Source organism: Bacillus sp. ISL-77 (genome assembly GCF_018613105.1).
On the sequence record NZ_JAGGQY010000087.1, the window covers coordinates 1 to 15,645 of the forward strand.

Sequence of the window (15,645 nt, forward strand, 5' to 3'; positions counted from 1 at the left end):
TCCGTTTCCGTTTCGGTCTCTGTTTCGGTCTCCGTCTCGGTTTCCGTTTCAGTTTCCGTTTCAGTTTCAGTTTCCGTTTCCGTTTCAGTTTCCGTTTCAGTTTCAGTTTCAGTTTCAGTCTCGGTCTCCGTTTCGGTTTCGGTCTCTATTTCGGTCTCCGTTTCCATCTCGGTTTCACTAGATTTAAAATAAACATCAAATATCCCAGGTAAACAAACGCCGTATCCATCCGGCAAATTTTCAAAATATAATCCATTAGCTTGTTGTGAAAATTGAGCTTCAGTTAACGGAAATGAAGGAGAACTAAGTTCAAAATGTTGACAATGACCAGGAAGGATTCGATGGGGGGTAAGATCTGTAATTAATGCTTGGTAATTTCCAAAACATTTTGGTTCAACAGTGTCCATGTCTAGCCTTGCATTAATATCTGTTTCTGAACCTTCGCCCGGAGGCAGAAGATAAATCGTTCCTGTGTTCTTTGTATTGAAACAGATGGCTCCAATTTCTCCGGTAGTACCGTAATTACCTACTGTAATTATAACATTACTTGGACGCTTATTACTTTGAGTTACTTTTATGAAACCTGATATAGTTTCCCCTTCTGTAGGGTTAAATAAGGCCATACCTGTAATTCACCTCTTTGAGAACATTTTTCTTTTAATAGTAAATCTTTTCGCTTGGACACAAACCTTCCTTTCCATTAATTTAAAAATATACATATTCATATTCTATTTCTTACACGGATGAAGGTTCATTAAATAAATAAATAAGCAGCCCATTCTAAATTAGGAAATACACACAGGAAATTTTTTGAATTTCAATTTTACAAATTCTTTCAAAACAAATATGTTGCATTACAAAATTTCTTTTTGGACAATGTTTGTTAACAGCAATAAGGAGATCAATAAATAATCAGTGGAATAATACCCATCGTCATCAAATTTTGCAATTACATTATACCGCCTAAGACTGTCACCAAAGTTCAAGCATTATGCTAATGTGTTCCCCCACCCATACCATATACACGAATATCACCTCCATTTGGTAAAACATTAATATCATTTTTTTAAAAATCACAACTTGCTCTTTCTTTTTTACGCTTGCCTTTAAAGTTGGCAATCAAATTTTCTGCCATGTACTTACCTGGAAGTGCATGTAACCACTGAAATCATGTACTCTATCCCTCCTTTTCACCTATTCCATTCTTTCCTATTTACATAGTATGTTAGTGAACTTAAAAACGAGAGGTGAGTCATGAAGAAGAAAGTGTTAATTACCGGTGTTGCTGGTTTTCTCGGATCTCATCTGGCAAAGGATTTACTGGATGATGGTAATATATTGGTGGGAATTGATAACCTATCATCCGGAAAAATGACTAATTTAACAAATCTGCCGGAAGACCGCTTTACTTTTATAAATATAGATGTTTGTTCCCCATTAGTTGCTACCCATCCTGCTATACAAAATATCTCGGAAATCTATCATTTAGCTTCCCCTGCTTCCCCGAAATATTATCTGGCAGCCCCTTTCGATACCATTAATGTGAATACGATTGGCACGAAGAATATGCTGGAATTAGCCAGAAAAAACAATGCTAAGATGGTTTATACCAGTACAAGCGAGGCTTATGGTGATCCGGAAGTTCATCCACAGCCTGAAACCTACAGGGGGAATGTCAATACATGGGGGCCTAGAGCGTGTTATGATGAGTCAAAGCGTCTTGGTGAAGTGCTTTGTTATGAGTTCTATAAGCAATATCAAACAAAGGTCAAAGTTGCCCGTATCTTTAATACCTATTCGGCTGGACTTGCCAATGATGACGGCAGAGTTATTTCAAATTTTGTCACTCAAGCATTAAAAGGAGACGATATTACAGTTTATGGTGATGGAACACAAACACGCTCGTTCAGTTATGTGACCGATACCATAAGAGGCTTAAAGCTTTTGATGGAAAAGGATGAGGCAAACGGAGAGATTATTAATATCGGTAATCCTGTGGAATACTCTATTTTAAACGTGGCACATTTGATAAAGGCTTTAGCTAACTCAACTAGCACGATCACATTCCATCCACTTCCACAAGATGATCCGAAAGTTAGAAGACCTGTGATCGAAAAAGGAAAAGCACTTTTAGGCTGGAGTCCCACGGTTTCTTTGGAAGATGGATTGAAGGAAACAATTCGTCAGTACAGGTTGAAGCTAAATCTTAAGTAATTCTAAAATAAGACTTTAATTTCATTGCCCGGTTGATTTTGTCCGGGCTTATTTTTCTTTCAGACAAAGTCATTCAACGCTCTTGGTGCATATAATTTCTTACCTATATCTTTGGAAATGGGTTTAATTGACCACATTTTTGGGGAAATAGCCAAATTCCCCCTAGTAATGATGAAGTCCTAATCAAATTTCTTTTAATTGCATACCATAAAGAGGCAAAGAATTTTATATGGTAAATAAAAGCTTTGATTACTAAAAAAGCTATCAAGTATGATTAAGGCAAACAGGCTAGGAAGTTCCATCAAAGAAAGGAGTAAAAAGTTGAAAGGAATTATAATTGCTGGGGGCAGTGGATCACGACTTAGTCCTTTAACAAAAGTTATTTCAAAATCGCTTTTACCTGTCTATGATAAACCGATGATATATTACCCCCTTTCAATTTTAATGGAGGCAGGTTTACGTGAAATATTAATTGTAACAACTCCCCAAGATAAATTAAGATTTATGAAGTTATTAGGAAATGGATCAGACTTAGGGATTTCGATATGTTATGAAGTGGAGCCATCACCAAAAGGGATTGCACAGGCTTTTATTATCGGAGAGCAATTTATTGGCGATGATAATGTTGCATTAATATTGGGTGATAATATCCTTTTTGGAAATGGTCTAACAGAGCTACTACAAAAATCAATGACTAAGAAAACAGGTGCTACCATTTTTGGGTATTACGTAAATGATCCCATAAGGTTTGGAGTGGTAGAATTTGATCAAAGAGGCAACGCTATTTCCATTGAAGAGAAACCGAAAAATCCAAAATCCAACTACGCAGTAATAGGATTGTATTTTTATGACAACCGGGTTGTAGAAATAGCAAAAAATTTAAAACCATCCGAACGAGGAGAATTGGAAATTACCGATATTAACAAGAGCTATTTATTTATGGACGAGCTGGATGTTGAAGTTTTGGAAGAAGGATTTACTTGTATTGATTCCGGTACTCATAGTTCATTGTTTGAAGCATCACAATGTGTAAAAGAATTAGAAGAAAACTTAAATATTAAAATTGGATGCATAGAGGAAGTAGCTTTTAAGAAGGGATTTATTACGGAAGAGCAGTTATTTTCATTAGCCTCTCCGCTCCTTAAAACTGATTATGGAAAATACTTGATGAAGATTGCAACAAAAAATAAAGATCTATTCTAAATGAAAAAATTAATTCTTACTGCTTTCTCCTTCTATATTAATTTAGGCAGATCCTCCTTTACATTCCTACAAATAAACTCTCTTACTATCCAAAACTTTCTATATTAAATAAATGGCAGTTGAAAATGAAAATTATGACATCTTTATTGAATGATCAAAAATAACCGTAAACTAACTATGCACAACCAAGTGGACAAGGACAGAGAAAACCGTATTTTCCTTCAACATTGGGCCGACGGTACCCAGCCTTTCTTAAACAACTATTTATAAAATTAGGGAAACAATTTTTAAGTATAAAGAATTAACAGAGGGTGAAGAAAATTGAAAGTTCTCGTTACAGGGGGATTAGGTTTCATTGGGTCACATCTTGTGGACCAATATATTCATAACGGGTATGAAGTTGTTATACTGGATAATCTTTCAACTGGATCTTTGTCTAATCTAAATCCAGAGGCCCGTCTTATCAATATGTCTCTTTTGGATAATACACTCGCAGATTGTTTGCATAAAGAAAAACCGGATATTATAAACCACCAGGCCGCACAAGTAAATGTCAGATCTTCAGTCAGCAATCCTATTTATGATGTAGAAACGAACTTGCTGGGGACAATTCGTTTGCTTCAAGCAGCAGGCGAAGTTGGGATAAAAAAATTTATATTCGCTTCTTCTGGCGGTACTGTTTACGGTGAAACTCCAGAAATAGCTTTGCCTGAAACTTTTAAAACTAAACCAGTATCACCATACGGTATTAACAAACTTGCATCTGAATTTTATGTTGACTTCTACGCAAAACAATACGGTTTTCAATCAATCATTTTGCGTTATTCAAACGTGTATGGATTAAGGCAAAATCCTGCATCAGAATCTGGAGTAGTTTCTATATTTGCAAACCGTTTACGAAACGGTTTGCCTCCCATTGTGTATGGCGATGGGGAGCAAATTCGTGATTATATTCATGTGAGTGATGTTGTGGCTGCTAATATACTGGTTAGCCAATTGGAATCTCAGGTACAAGAAACTTTCAACGTTGGAACAGGCAAAGGAACATCATTAAATGATCTTCTTACCTTGATCTATCGACTATATCGTGGTGCAAAACCCCCAGTTTATACAAAAGCTAAAACAGGGGAACTCGGTTTCAACGTATTATCGATTAACAAATTAAGTTCCTTGGGATGGTCTCCCAAAATCAACCTCAAAGAAGGCATTCAACAACTCTGCCAGAAACATAATTAAAAAAGAGAAACCACGCTAATGGCTTCCCCCTTATAAAACTGTACGTGAGTCTGTCTAACAATTGTTTCAAATGTTATTAAGCTTTATTAAATTTAAGAATATTTTTGAAAACAATCATAAAAATCACAAATATCATATTAAGTGGGGGCGAGCCCCCTCTTAATTTTTTATTAATTCCTTTACTCCTAAAATATTTATCAGTATTTTAAAATTTTAAGCAAGACAAATAAAGCTTGCCAAAGTTTTTACTGATTCAGGCCCTCTTGAAAAAAAATATGTTTAACCGGTAATGTTATTTCACCCACATATTTCAAGAGCGATGAAATAGACATCTTTTACAATGAAGTTAGTAAGTTTAAATAAATTTTGATTAAATTCCACGCCTTTCGTTTGTAAAAGATCCACAATCTTATGATCACCTCTATGCCCCATTACAATAATTCCGTGTATTTTACCCTCTTGGAATAATTGATAAGCTTCATCGCAATAGTCTACTAGCTTTTTATAAACATAATCATATAATTTGATTTCAACATTTGGGTAAATATTTTTAATGAAATTTCCCCTCGCTTTGTGGGGTCCCATTACTAAAAACACAGGTTTCTCCTTATGATCCCGGAAGAACTGTTTTCGTATTTATTTAAGAGAGATGACATTCAACTCGTAACCAAAATTTAAATTATTATTATGAGACAGAGAATCGCTCCTCATCGATACTTGTACTTGGGGAACTATGTCGACCTCGCCTAATTCAAACATTCTCAGCCATAAATCATAATCCTGCACAATTTCATATTTTGGATCATATTGCCCTGCCCGGAAAAATGCTTCTTTTAAGAAAGTACAGCTCCCATGAGATAATGGACATCCGTTAAAACGCTCCCTTTCTCAGGTCTGCCCTGTTTACTAAACCATTATGATAATTTTCCACTATTTTTAATATATTTTTAGAAACCGATGGCCTGCCTGAGAAGCACTTGATGTGACTACCTAAGAGAATGACTCAGGATTAGATTTTATGTGATTGCGCCTGTTCAATTATTCTATGGGGATAACTCACATGATCAGCATCCTGCCTGACAATCCATTCTCCATTTGCATTCTGTATTCCCATATTCAGAGCATTTGCAAGTCCCTTGTTTACTTCTAAATGAATAACTCTAACTCGATTATCTTCAATTAAATTTAATATTTCCCTAGTTTTATATGAAGAACCATCGTTTACAATAATAAATTCAAAGTCCTTGTATGTTTGATGCAGTATACTGTCTATGGCTTCTTTTAAATATTCCTCCCCGTTATAAACGGCCATGACAACAGAAAACAACATATAAGATCCTCCCACTATAATTGATACGATTTAAGAGTTTATGGACTTCCTCCTTGATTTACTCTAACTGTTGGGTATACAAATTATTCTTATTCCATTTCATTTCAACCATCTCGAAGAAGCAATCTTACAAGCTTTTAATAAAGATTTAACTATATCTTTATGCTTTAGGGAATCTTTTTTCTCGTTCACTATGGCCAAGGTATTTTTATAGACACCTATATTCCTCCATAGCTCATCTGAAGAATCCCATAAAGTTAGCAACAGCAACTCCGGATCTTTTTTTCCAAACTTTTCGAGAAGAATTTTGCTGAAAGGTTCTTCTTTTACATAGTTTCTATACCCACTAGGATGCTCCTGATGATATCCAACTGTTTCATTAATGCTGACAAAAGAAAGTCCCTGTTTATATATACGGTACCCCAATTCCCAATCCTCACCAGTTCCTAATCGCTCGTCAAACCCTCCCTGCTGCTCCAAAACCGTTTTTTCCACCGATACACATCGAGTGATAAATAACAGCCAGGGTGCGATATTTGTCTGTAAGAAAGCGGCTTTATTTTTATTGGAAATGAATTCCCAGTTGAACATCACTTGATTTATTTTTCCAAAATTATTCCGGATATCCTCCTGTGTAATAATTTCCACAATATCCTTTGATTTTAAATAACCATCATCCCAAAGCTGAAATTGCTGTAATACTGACCGTGCCGCACCTTTTTCCCATTCTGAAAAATCCGGAAAGAATTGAGTGTAAACTCCTTTATAACAATTTGGCATACCTGATATAACAGCATTTTGGTGTTTAGCATGGTATAAATCATGGGTCTCAATAAAATTCTGTAATACCAAGAAATCTGCATCACAAAATATAACATAGGTTCCTCTTGCCTGACGTATCCCCAAATTTCTAGCCACACCAGGGCCATTTCTAGAGCTTAAAGTAAAATAGCGAAGGTTATAAGGTGCATCGTAATTGCTTAAAATCTCTAGTGTATTATCTGTGGACCCATCATCAATAACTAATACTTCAAATTCATCCTTAGGATAAGTTTGCTTTTCAAAAGCGGCTAACGTGAGAAGCAACTGTTTAATCCTATTGTATGTTGGAATAATAATACTAAATTTCATTTTTGATTCCGCCCTTATGATGAAAAGTACTTACTATTCACAGCTTTTCGACATGCCAATTTTAAACAGTGAGAAACATCCCTATACTGTTCTGATTTTTTGTAAAACTTTTGAATTAAGCGTAGTGTATTTTTATAATGATGTACATCATCCCACACCTTCCAAACTGTCAACAATGATAATTCTGGGTCTTCAGTCCCGTGTTTCTGAAATAAATATTTTCGATTTTCTTCTAAACGAAAACTTGAGGGATGTTCTTGATGATAACCTACAGTTTCTTTGATCGGAATAAAAGAGAGACCTAATAGTTTATGCAGTCGATAACCAAGTTCCCAATCCTCACCCCTGGGAAAATTTTCATCAAATCCACCTATTTTTAAAATATACTTTTTCTTCAAGGAAACACAGCGTGTAATAAACAGAATCCATGGTGCCACATCTGTTTTTGTATATTCCGTCTTCATTTTTTCAGAAAATTGATCCAAGCTTGACATTACCTGATAAAGATTGGAAAAATTTTCTCTTATATCTTGCTGGGTAATAATTTCTACTAAATTATGGGATTGCAGATATTCATCTTTCCATAGACCTGATTTAGAGAGTACATCATAGCATCTTCTTTTCTCCCACTCCTTAAATTGGGGATAATAATGTGTATATACTCCTTTGAAACATTGGGGAGTTCCAGATACCACGCTTCGTTTATAACGTCCATGATAGAGATCATGAATTTCTATAAAGTTTGGACAGACTATAAAGTCAGGATCGCAAAAAATAATGTATTCTCCATTTGCTTCCTTAACTCCTAAATTTCTCGCTGCTGCAGGACCTTTACGTGAATCTATATTTCTATAGATAAAATTAAATGGACAACTATAATCTTTCAGAAACTCTTCTAAATGATCCGTAGAACCATCATTCACAACAATGACTTCAAAGTTTCCCCTTGGATAGGTTTGTTTCTCGAAAGCAGTTAGCGTGAGAAGTAACTGTTCTTTCCGATTATATACAGGAATTACAACGCTATATTTGATATTCATCCTACCTCACAACCTCTTTTCACAGACTAACTTTCAAGTTTCTTAACTAATCCTTCATTTATTGAAACTTTCAGATCAAAATAACGGCGCAACTTACTGATATCCGGACATCTTCTTGTCGTTCCCTCAGTAATGGCTGATTATGAACATTTAGATTTTAGATAGCTAGCAATACGTTTAATCAATTCAAGAATTGTTATATTCTCCATGTTATTTCATTAATATATACTTTATTCCAGCTTGCTTTTTCACAACATATTTGAAGCCCATATTTGAAATCGTCAATATAACAAAAACACTCTGCTTTCGGTTCGCTTCTGAATCAGCGATATACTTTTGGTACCAGGCTGTCCCGAGTATCATCTGTATTTTTTTAATCATGTATCTAGTAAGAAAATCGTTTTATCCTTTAGATCTATTGTTTGCTCATGTTTGTAACTTCGTTAACTCGGCAGAAATGTAGTTTGTTCGGTGGGTATCTGTATTTAGATGGCGAAATAATTTTAGCGGACATTTGAAAGCTCGTTTCATCCTCACATCCAGCGCTTTCCGGCAGCTGCTCCAACTCCTCCATGGCCTTGCCCTTTGTAATTCGTTCTGGACAAAGTTTAGAAAAAAATCCTTACCAACAACAAGTTTCTGTGTTCTTTTCCAATAGTGCTCTAGTATATTCAGTGGTTTTCGACCCCACGATGAATCCGACTCAATTTGGGTCAGGAGAGGGTCCCAACTGTAATAATTATATTCTCCACTTTGCGAAGGCGACTCTTGTCAATTGTTGTTTCAATATTTACCTCCCAAATTAAGTCACCATAACCCTTTTCACGGAAAGACATTGTCTTATTGTATAATGCATTAATAATCTCTTAATTGATATCAAAACCAATTTACCTTAAGTCCCTTTTTTGCCATACTCAGGGCTAGTGGTAAACCCACACGCCCAACAATTTCCACGTCGAAATCAGGCAACTCCTTTTGATACCATTAATGTGAATACGATTGGCACGAAGAATTTGATGGAATTGACTAGAAAAAATAATGCTAAGATTTCCAATGATGACGGCAGAGTTATTACAAATTTTGTCACTGAAGCATTAAAAGGAGACGATATTACAGTTTATGGAGATGGAACACAAACACGCTCGTTTTGTTATGTGACCGATACCATAAGAGGCTTAAAGCTTTTGATGGAAAAGGATGAGGCAAACGTAGAGATTATTAATATCGGTAATCCTGTGGAGAAGTGGCCCATTTGATAAAGGCTTTAGCTAACTCAACCAGCAGGATCACCACATCCACTTTCTCAAGATGATCCAAAGGTCAGAAGACCGGTGATCGATAAATGAAAAGCACTTTTAGGCTGGCGTCCAACGGTTTCTTTGGAAGATGGATTGAAGGAAACAATTCGGCAATACAGGTTGAAGCTAAATCTTAATAAATCGTAAAATATGACTTTACTTTCATTGCCCGGTTGATTTTGTCCGGGCGTTATTTTTTAATCCAAAACATTAAATATAATAAAATATTCCTTATTCCATTTCAGTCGCTTCTTCTAAAAATAGTGGCAGAATTTATTTGATTTTTCATTTTTCGAAGTAAAATAATACCTTCTGCTTCACAAGATTTTACTGCAGCCCTGATCATGTGTTAATGCTTGTATGAAATACATTAGCAACATGTAACCCTCTAAATGCCACATTTTCTGCATAATTATAACAGCTTTTCTGCTTTCCAATTACAATCACTTTACTCAACTGATTTTTCCTTTCCTAAAGACTTAACAATTGCTTTTTAAGTTAGTTCCCCACTCAGAATATAGATATTACACCCTATTAAAAAAATAAAGTACGCCCACACTAACGGATCTGGAAATGAATAAATTAGATTGACCACCAAGTAAAATAAATTTTAAGGAGCAGGAAATGAAAAAAGTATTTTGTGTATGTATGGTTAAAAATGAAGCAGATATTATAGAATCATTTATTCGATATCATCTTAATATTTTCGATGGCATTGTACTCTTAGATAATGGGAGCACAGATCGTACGGTTGATATAATTACCCAATTACAATCAGAAGGTCTTTCTGTATATTTGAGACAAGATAATACACTGGAGTATGTCCAGGGACCAAAAACAACAGAGTTAATCAACTACACCTTAAATCAGTTCAATCCAGATTTAATTTTCCCATTAGACGTGGATGAGTTTTTAATAGCTCCTAATTATTCTGACAACCCTCGAGAATTAGTTGACCAATTATCAACTATAAAAGTTTTTTATCTTGAAAGGGAGTACACTTATTTCCCTATCCATCTAAATGAAAGCGAGCTGTTCATACCAAAAAGAATCACTTTTGCAAGTCCTATAAAAGATTATTGGCCAAAAGTAGTTGTTTCAAAAGAAATTTGGGAAACCTACTCTGCTACTATTTCTGGTGGTAACCATTATCTATTTTTAAATAAAGATAATGTAGAAAAGGAGGTACTACAACAACTAAAATTAAGACATTTTCCCTATCGCTCTTTAGAACATCTAAAATCAAAAATATCTGTTGGGTGGCTTAATACCCTCGCATCCCATACGTATAATGAAGGTGACAATTTCCACTGGTATGATCTCTTTAATCAACTTAAAAAGAATAACTTCAACATAAGTATAGACGCAATTCTACAGCATGATGAAACCTATGTTCCAATGAATTTATCGTTTTGTACACATCCATTGGATTTAAAGTATACTACCCACAATGAAGTTAGTGCAATTAGCAACTTATTAAATTATTGTGAGTCTTTAGCTAGAAATAATGGTGAAATGACTAAAAAAGGAAAAAAACGTAGACACAGTAATTGATTATAAGAGGATATACCAATCTGAAGGAACTGAATGTCAGACATACAATTTGAAAATACAAAAATGATTCTATTTAATCGGAGGTGATTTAATGAAAGTATCTGTTTTAATTACGGTGTATAATGGTGAATCTTTTGTAAAATATGCAATTGATAGTATATTAAATCAGACGTATAAAGACTTTGAATTAATTATTGTCAATGATGGTTCATTGGATGGTACAAAAGAAATTCTTGATCAAATTAATGACCATCGCGTAAAGGTCTTCCATTTTGATAAAAATAAAGGTGTTGCCTTTGCACGTAATTTTGGAGTGGAAAAAGCAAATGGTGATTGGATTGTAATGCAAGATTCTGATGATATAAGTCTTCCTCAAAGAATTGAAAAGCAAATCAATTTTATAAAATTAAATTCTGATTTAGTTGCTGTAGGTTCATTGGTAAAAGTTTTTTTGGAAGAAAATTATAAAATTAATCCAGGTATCAAAGAATGGAAAAAGGGTATTAATTACTGGTTCAATTCAAAGGTTACAAGAGAGGATATCAACAGAGCAAAATTTAACGGATGTCCAGTAGTTCATTCTGCACTCACTATTTCAAAAGCAGCTTTATTAAAATCTGGAGGATATGATTGCAATTATAAATGTTGCGAGGATTATGATTTAATCATGAAATTACTTGAATTAGGACCCATAGAAAATGTCCCAGAAATATTATGTCGTTACAGAATACGTTTTTCATCTCGATCCCGCAGTAATAGTGCTTTAACAAATAAAGAAATAAATCTAATTGCTATAAAGTATTTGGTAAGAGAATGTTACTCAAATAAAGATTCAATACCAAATTTTATTGTTTTTGGTACACAAAAAGCATGTAATACTTTTAATCAAAATCTTGAAAATAATAAGCTGATAACTGTTTTAGAATATCTGTATAACTATGACAACAAGGAAAATTTATATAAATATATAGATATAGCATTTCAACAATTTATGGATAAAAAAATAAATGGTATTCTAGTATTTGATGGACCTCATGCTAAAAAAATAATAAAGAATTTAGAAAACAAGGGGATGGGGTATAATAAGAATTTATTTAAGATCTTTATTTGAATCTATTCATAAAAATAATTCCAAGATATTTAAGAACATGTTACACTTCTAACTCTCTCTATGAAACAATGTATATTGAAATATAAAATTACATCTTTATATTTTCATAAAAAACCAAACAAAGGGGAAACTTGTGCTTGTGATTTTGATTAAGCATTTTCAAAACTTATCTGTCCCCTTTTCTTACCCGCTATTTCCTTCTTCATTATAAATCATTGGGTGAACTATCTAGTATTTTTGACTGTGATAATCTTTCATAACATTAATAATAAAGAAACAGAATATGTTAACTTATTACTTTAACAAGCGCATCCAAAATGTTATCCAATTAAGACATAAGATTTTATGCTCTGGCCATTTTTGGTATTTATCACTCATACTCCTCGACGCTTATTTTTAAACTTATGTTGATATATTACTCGAAATTGCATTCTTTTTGGCTTTTTTCTTTTTTTAATCATTTGAAAGAGTATAACTTCTTAATCGACATACTTTCCCCAAAAATTTTTAATCATATATCTTAATTTATCGAGGCATAAATCTTAATTTATCGAGGCATAACTTTATTGGTCGGTCGGTCATTCAATTACTCGAAGCAAACTTTGTATTCCTGTAAACATACGCAATTTAAAATCTGTACCTGTATACTAATTTTGTGCCTCCCAGCCTTCCATAAAAGTCAATCAAAAATGAATGTGAAAGATATCACTTTCAATAGTAAAAATAGGTTAAAGCATAATCAATATAATTCATGGTTGAATATAATACTGTAACTTTGAATCCAAAACTTTTGTAAAAAATTGAATAATTATTATTCAAGATTGTTTTTCATGTGAATAATTATTGCAGTTCATGAAAACCCGAAATTAAAGAACTGCGACATAAAAATGTCGAATGGATCGCAGTTGATTTCCCTGCTCCAGAAAAACAAACCAAAGAAATGTATCAATAGAAATTCGTATAATAACAAGTCGTATTGTTATTTTTAAATTCACTAATCGTTAAATTCCAAAATATAGTGGTGATAACCCACCGCCTTAGTTCACCATAACAATCAAAAAACAACTAGAAAGGTTCGATAATAATTGCGAATTATTGCTGTTATAGGAACAGGTTATGTCGGTCTTGTGACCGGTGTTTGTCTTGCTGAGATTGGACATACTGTGATTTGCATTGATGTAGATAAAGAAAAAGTAAAAAAAATGAAAGCCGGAATTCCCCCTATTTATGAGCCGGGCTTAGAGGAATTAATGACCAAAAACATCAAAAATGGACGACTTCACTTTACAGCAGATTATACCGAAGGGTTAAAAAAAGCTGAAGTCATTTATATCACTGTTGGTACCCCCCAAGATATTGATGGTTCAGCTAATTTAAAATATATTAGGCAGGCAGCAAAAGATATAGCCCTGAATGTTACTCATGATGTAATTGTAGTCACAAAAAGTACCGTTCCTGTTGGAACAAATGAACTTGTTCATTCCATTATTCAAAAAAATTTAAAAGAAAATGTCCGGGTTGATATTGTTTCTAATCCAGAATTTTTACGTGAAGGATTTGCAATTTACGATACTTTCCATAATGATCGTACAGTTATTGGAACGAATCAAGATCATGCTGCTATAATAATGGAAGAAATTTACCAACCATTTAATGTTCCCATATTTAAGACGGATATTCGTAGTGCTGAAATGATTAAGTATGCATCAAATGCTTTTTTAGCAACGAAAATTAGCTTTATTAATGAAATTGCTATAATTTGTGAGAGAATTGGTGCTAATGTAGAAGATGTTGCTTATGGAATGGGACAAGACTCTCGTATCGGTCCAAGATTTTTAGAGGCTGGAATCGGATACGGCGGGTCGTGCTTTCCTAAAGATTCCATCGCTCTAGTTCGATTGGCAGAAAATGTGAATTACTCTTTTAAAATCTTAAACTCTGTTATTGAGGTAAACAAAAAGCAACAGCTGCTACTTCTTGAGAAAGCAAAAGAACGGTTTGGAAGTTTAAAAGGAACGAAATGCGCATTATTAGGACTTTCCTTTAAGCCAAATACAGATGATGTTCGTGAATCGGCTAGTATATATATTTCAGAACAATTAATTGATTATGGTGCAGACGTTTTTGCTTATGATCCGATCGCAATTGAAAATGCAAAAAAAATATTGGATCCAAAAGTCTGGTATGGTGAAAACATGGAAGAAGTACTTAAAGATGCCGATGTGGTTTTCATTTTAACAGATTGGAAAGAATTCATTGATTTTCCATTAGATAAATTTATAAATTTAATGAATGAGCCTGTCATTTTTGATGGTCGAAACAGTTATGCATTAGAAAGTGTAAAACAATATCCTATAGAGTACCATTCAATTGGCAGAGCAAGTATTTTCAATATTCCAAACTAGCCTCTAAAAAAATTGCAAAAAAAAATCTAGCAGATAAATCTCCTTTTTGTTAATTAGTTTAGGTATGCCCGGTATGCTGTGACTGCTAAACTAAAGTAGACAGTTTTCGCTAGATAAGAAGAAACACTTATTTACCCAAATATACCAGTAAAACACAGGGCTCCTCCATTGTAAGATGTTTATGAACTTTATTCATACATCAATGGAGGGTACAGAAAAGGTGGATAAGTGGGAAATGTATATGGAAATACAACAGTTAATTAAGAAAGGATTTAGTAAATCCAAAGTGGCAGAAAAGCTAGGGATTTCAAGATTAACAGTGTACCGAAATCTTAAAAGATCTCCTTCGGAAATGTCTGATTGGGTGGAATCCTTACAAACAAGAAGGAAGAAGTTAGACCCTTATAAGGAATTAATTTTATATTGGTTGACGGAACATCCTGATATGTCAGCTGCACAAGTACAAGATTGGTTGCAGGAAAGATATAAATCACTAGAAATAGGTGAAAGCACTGTCCGTGCCTATGTTCAAGATTTACGTAATGAATATAAGATAGCCAAAGAGACATCACCAAGAGACTATGAAGCTATCCCTGATTCACCTATGGGAGAACAGATTCAAGTTGATTTTGGTTTCACAAAACAAAGAACCATAAATAATAAGGAAGTCAAGCTCAGCTTTATTGCATTTGTTTTATCTAATTCCAGATACAAATACAAAGAATGGTTAGATAGACCTTTTACAACAGAAGATGTCATTAGAGCACATGAAAATGCATTCAAATGGTTTGAGGGTATCTCTAGGGAATTGGTTTATGACCAGGATAGTTTGATAGTAGTAAGTGAAAATGGTGGAGATTTAATTCTAACAAAGGAGTTTCAGCAGTATAAAGATACCAGGAAGCTAAACCTTCGGGTTTGTCGAAAAGCTGATCCAGAAAGTAAAGGTAGGATTGAAAATGTGGTAGGTTTTATCAAGCACAATTTCGCTAAACATAGAGTATTCCACAATATAGATTCTTGGAATGAACAAGGATGGGAATGGTTAAATCGGACAGGTAACTATAAAATACACAACACTACAAAAAAAAAGACCAGTCGAAGTGGATTGTCAACACTAAAC

Annotated in this window: 13 protein-coding genes; 8 read left to right on the top strand and 5 right to left on the bottom strand. The window is 34.0% G+C overall.

The features are described from left to right. A partial coding sequence (locus tag J7E77_RS27890; protein WP_214718580.1) for a hypothetical protein occupies positions 1-623 on the bottom strand: 623 nt, incomplete at its 3' end. A 631-nt stretch (positions 624-1,254) separates the two neighbouring features. On the opposite strand from J7E77_RS27890, the gene J7E77_RS27895 reads away from it, so the two are divergent. The 3 genes from J7E77_RS27895 (at position 1,255) to J7E77_RS27905 (ending at position 4,653) form a co-directional block, all read left to right on the top strand. Further along, positions 1,255-2,214 (top strand): GDP-mannose 4,6-dehydratase, encoded by a 960-nt coding sequence (locus tag J7E77_RS27895; protein ID WP_214718581.1) that lies wholly within the window; start codon positions 1,255-1,257, stop codon positions 2,212-2,214. Positions 2,215-2,535: 321 nt separating this feature from the next. Continuing rightward, the gene (gene rfbA, locus J7E77_RS27900; RefSeq protein ID WP_214718600.1) at positions 2,536-3,417 is read left to right on the top strand and encodes a glucose-1-phosphate thymidylyltransferase RfbA; all 882 of its coding nucleotides are present in this window, start codon (positions 2,536-2,538) and stop codon (positions 3,415-3,417) included. A 321-nt stretch (positions 3,418-3,738) separates the two neighbouring features. Further along, positions 3,739-4,653 carry an NAD-dependent epimerase/dehydratase family protein gene (locus tag J7E77_RS27905; protein WP_214718583.1) on the top strand — a complete coding sequence of 305 codons (915 nt, stop codon included), beginning with the start codon at positions 3,739-3,741 and terminating at the stop codon, positions 4,651-4,653. Between the two features lie 297 nt (positions 4,654-4,950). Here the strand turns inward: J7E77_RS27905 and J7E77_RS27910 are convergent, their stop codons facing one another. The 4 genes from J7E77_RS27910 to J7E77_RS27925 all read right to left on the bottom strand — a co-directional run bounded on the left by J7E77_RS27910 (position 4,951) and on the right by J7E77_RS27925 (position 8,154). Continuing rightward, positions 4,951-5,250 (bottom strand): hypothetical protein, encoded by a 300-nt coding sequence (locus J7E77_RS27910; RefSeq protein WP_214718585.1) that lies wholly within the window; start codon positions 5,248-5,250, stop codon positions 4,951-4,953. Positions 5,251-5,662: 412 nt separating this feature from the next. Further along, positions 5,663-5,983, bottom strand: a complete 321-nt coding sequence (locus J7E77_RS27915; protein WP_214718587.1) for a glycosyltransferase family 2 protein — start codon at positions 5,981-5,983, stop codon at positions 5,663-5,665. Between the two features lie 99 nt (positions 5,984-6,082). After that, positions 6,083-7,114, bottom strand: coding sequence for a glycosyltransferase family 2 protein (locus tag J7E77_RS27920; protein ID WP_214718589.1), 1,032 nt, complete (start codon positions 7,112-7,114; stop codon positions 6,083-6,085). Between the two features lie 14 nt (positions 7,115-7,128). After that, a complete protein-coding gene (locus tag J7E77_RS27925) occupies positions 7,129-8,154 on the bottom strand; it encodes a glycosyltransferase family 2 protein (RefSeq protein WP_214718591.1) in 1,026 nt (341 codons plus the stop codon). A gap of 905 nt (positions 8,155-9,059) precedes the next feature. Here J7E77_RS27925 and J7E77_RS30970 point away from each other — a divergent pair. The 5 genes from J7E77_RS30970 to istA form a co-directional block, all read left to right on the top strand. Next, positions 9,060-9,410: an NAD-dependent epimerase/dehydratase family protein gene (locus tag J7E77_RS30970; RefSeq protein ID WP_251028220.1), complete on the top strand. Its 351-nt coding sequence runs from the start codon at positions 9,060-9,062 to the stop codon at positions 9,408-9,410. 666 nt (positions 9,411-10,076) lie between these two features. Further along, complete coding sequence (locus tag J7E77_RS27935) at positions 10,077-11,006, top strand: glycosyltransferase family 2 protein (protein ID WP_214718592.1); 930 nt, start codon at positions 10,077-10,079, stop codon at positions 11,004-11,006. A gap of 91 nt (positions 11,007-11,097) precedes the next feature. Next, the gene (locus J7E77_RS27940; RefSeq protein ID WP_214718594.1) at positions 11,098-12,117 is read left to right on the top strand and encodes a glycosyltransferase family 2 protein; all 1,020 of its coding nucleotides are present in this window, start codon (positions 11,098-11,100) and stop codon (positions 12,115-12,117) included. A 1,085-nt stretch (positions 12,118-13,202) separates the two neighbouring features. Next, entirely contained in the window at positions 13,203-14,522 is a 1,320-nt protein-coding gene (locus J7E77_RS27945) for a UDP-glucose dehydrogenase family protein (RefSeq protein WP_214718596.1), read from the top strand. Positions 14,523-14,742: 220 nt separating this feature from the next. Continuing rightward, a partial coding sequence (gene istA, locus J7E77_RS27950) for an IS21 family transposase (RefSeq protein WP_214718598.1) occupies positions 14,743-15,645 on the top strand: 903 nt, incomplete at its 3' end.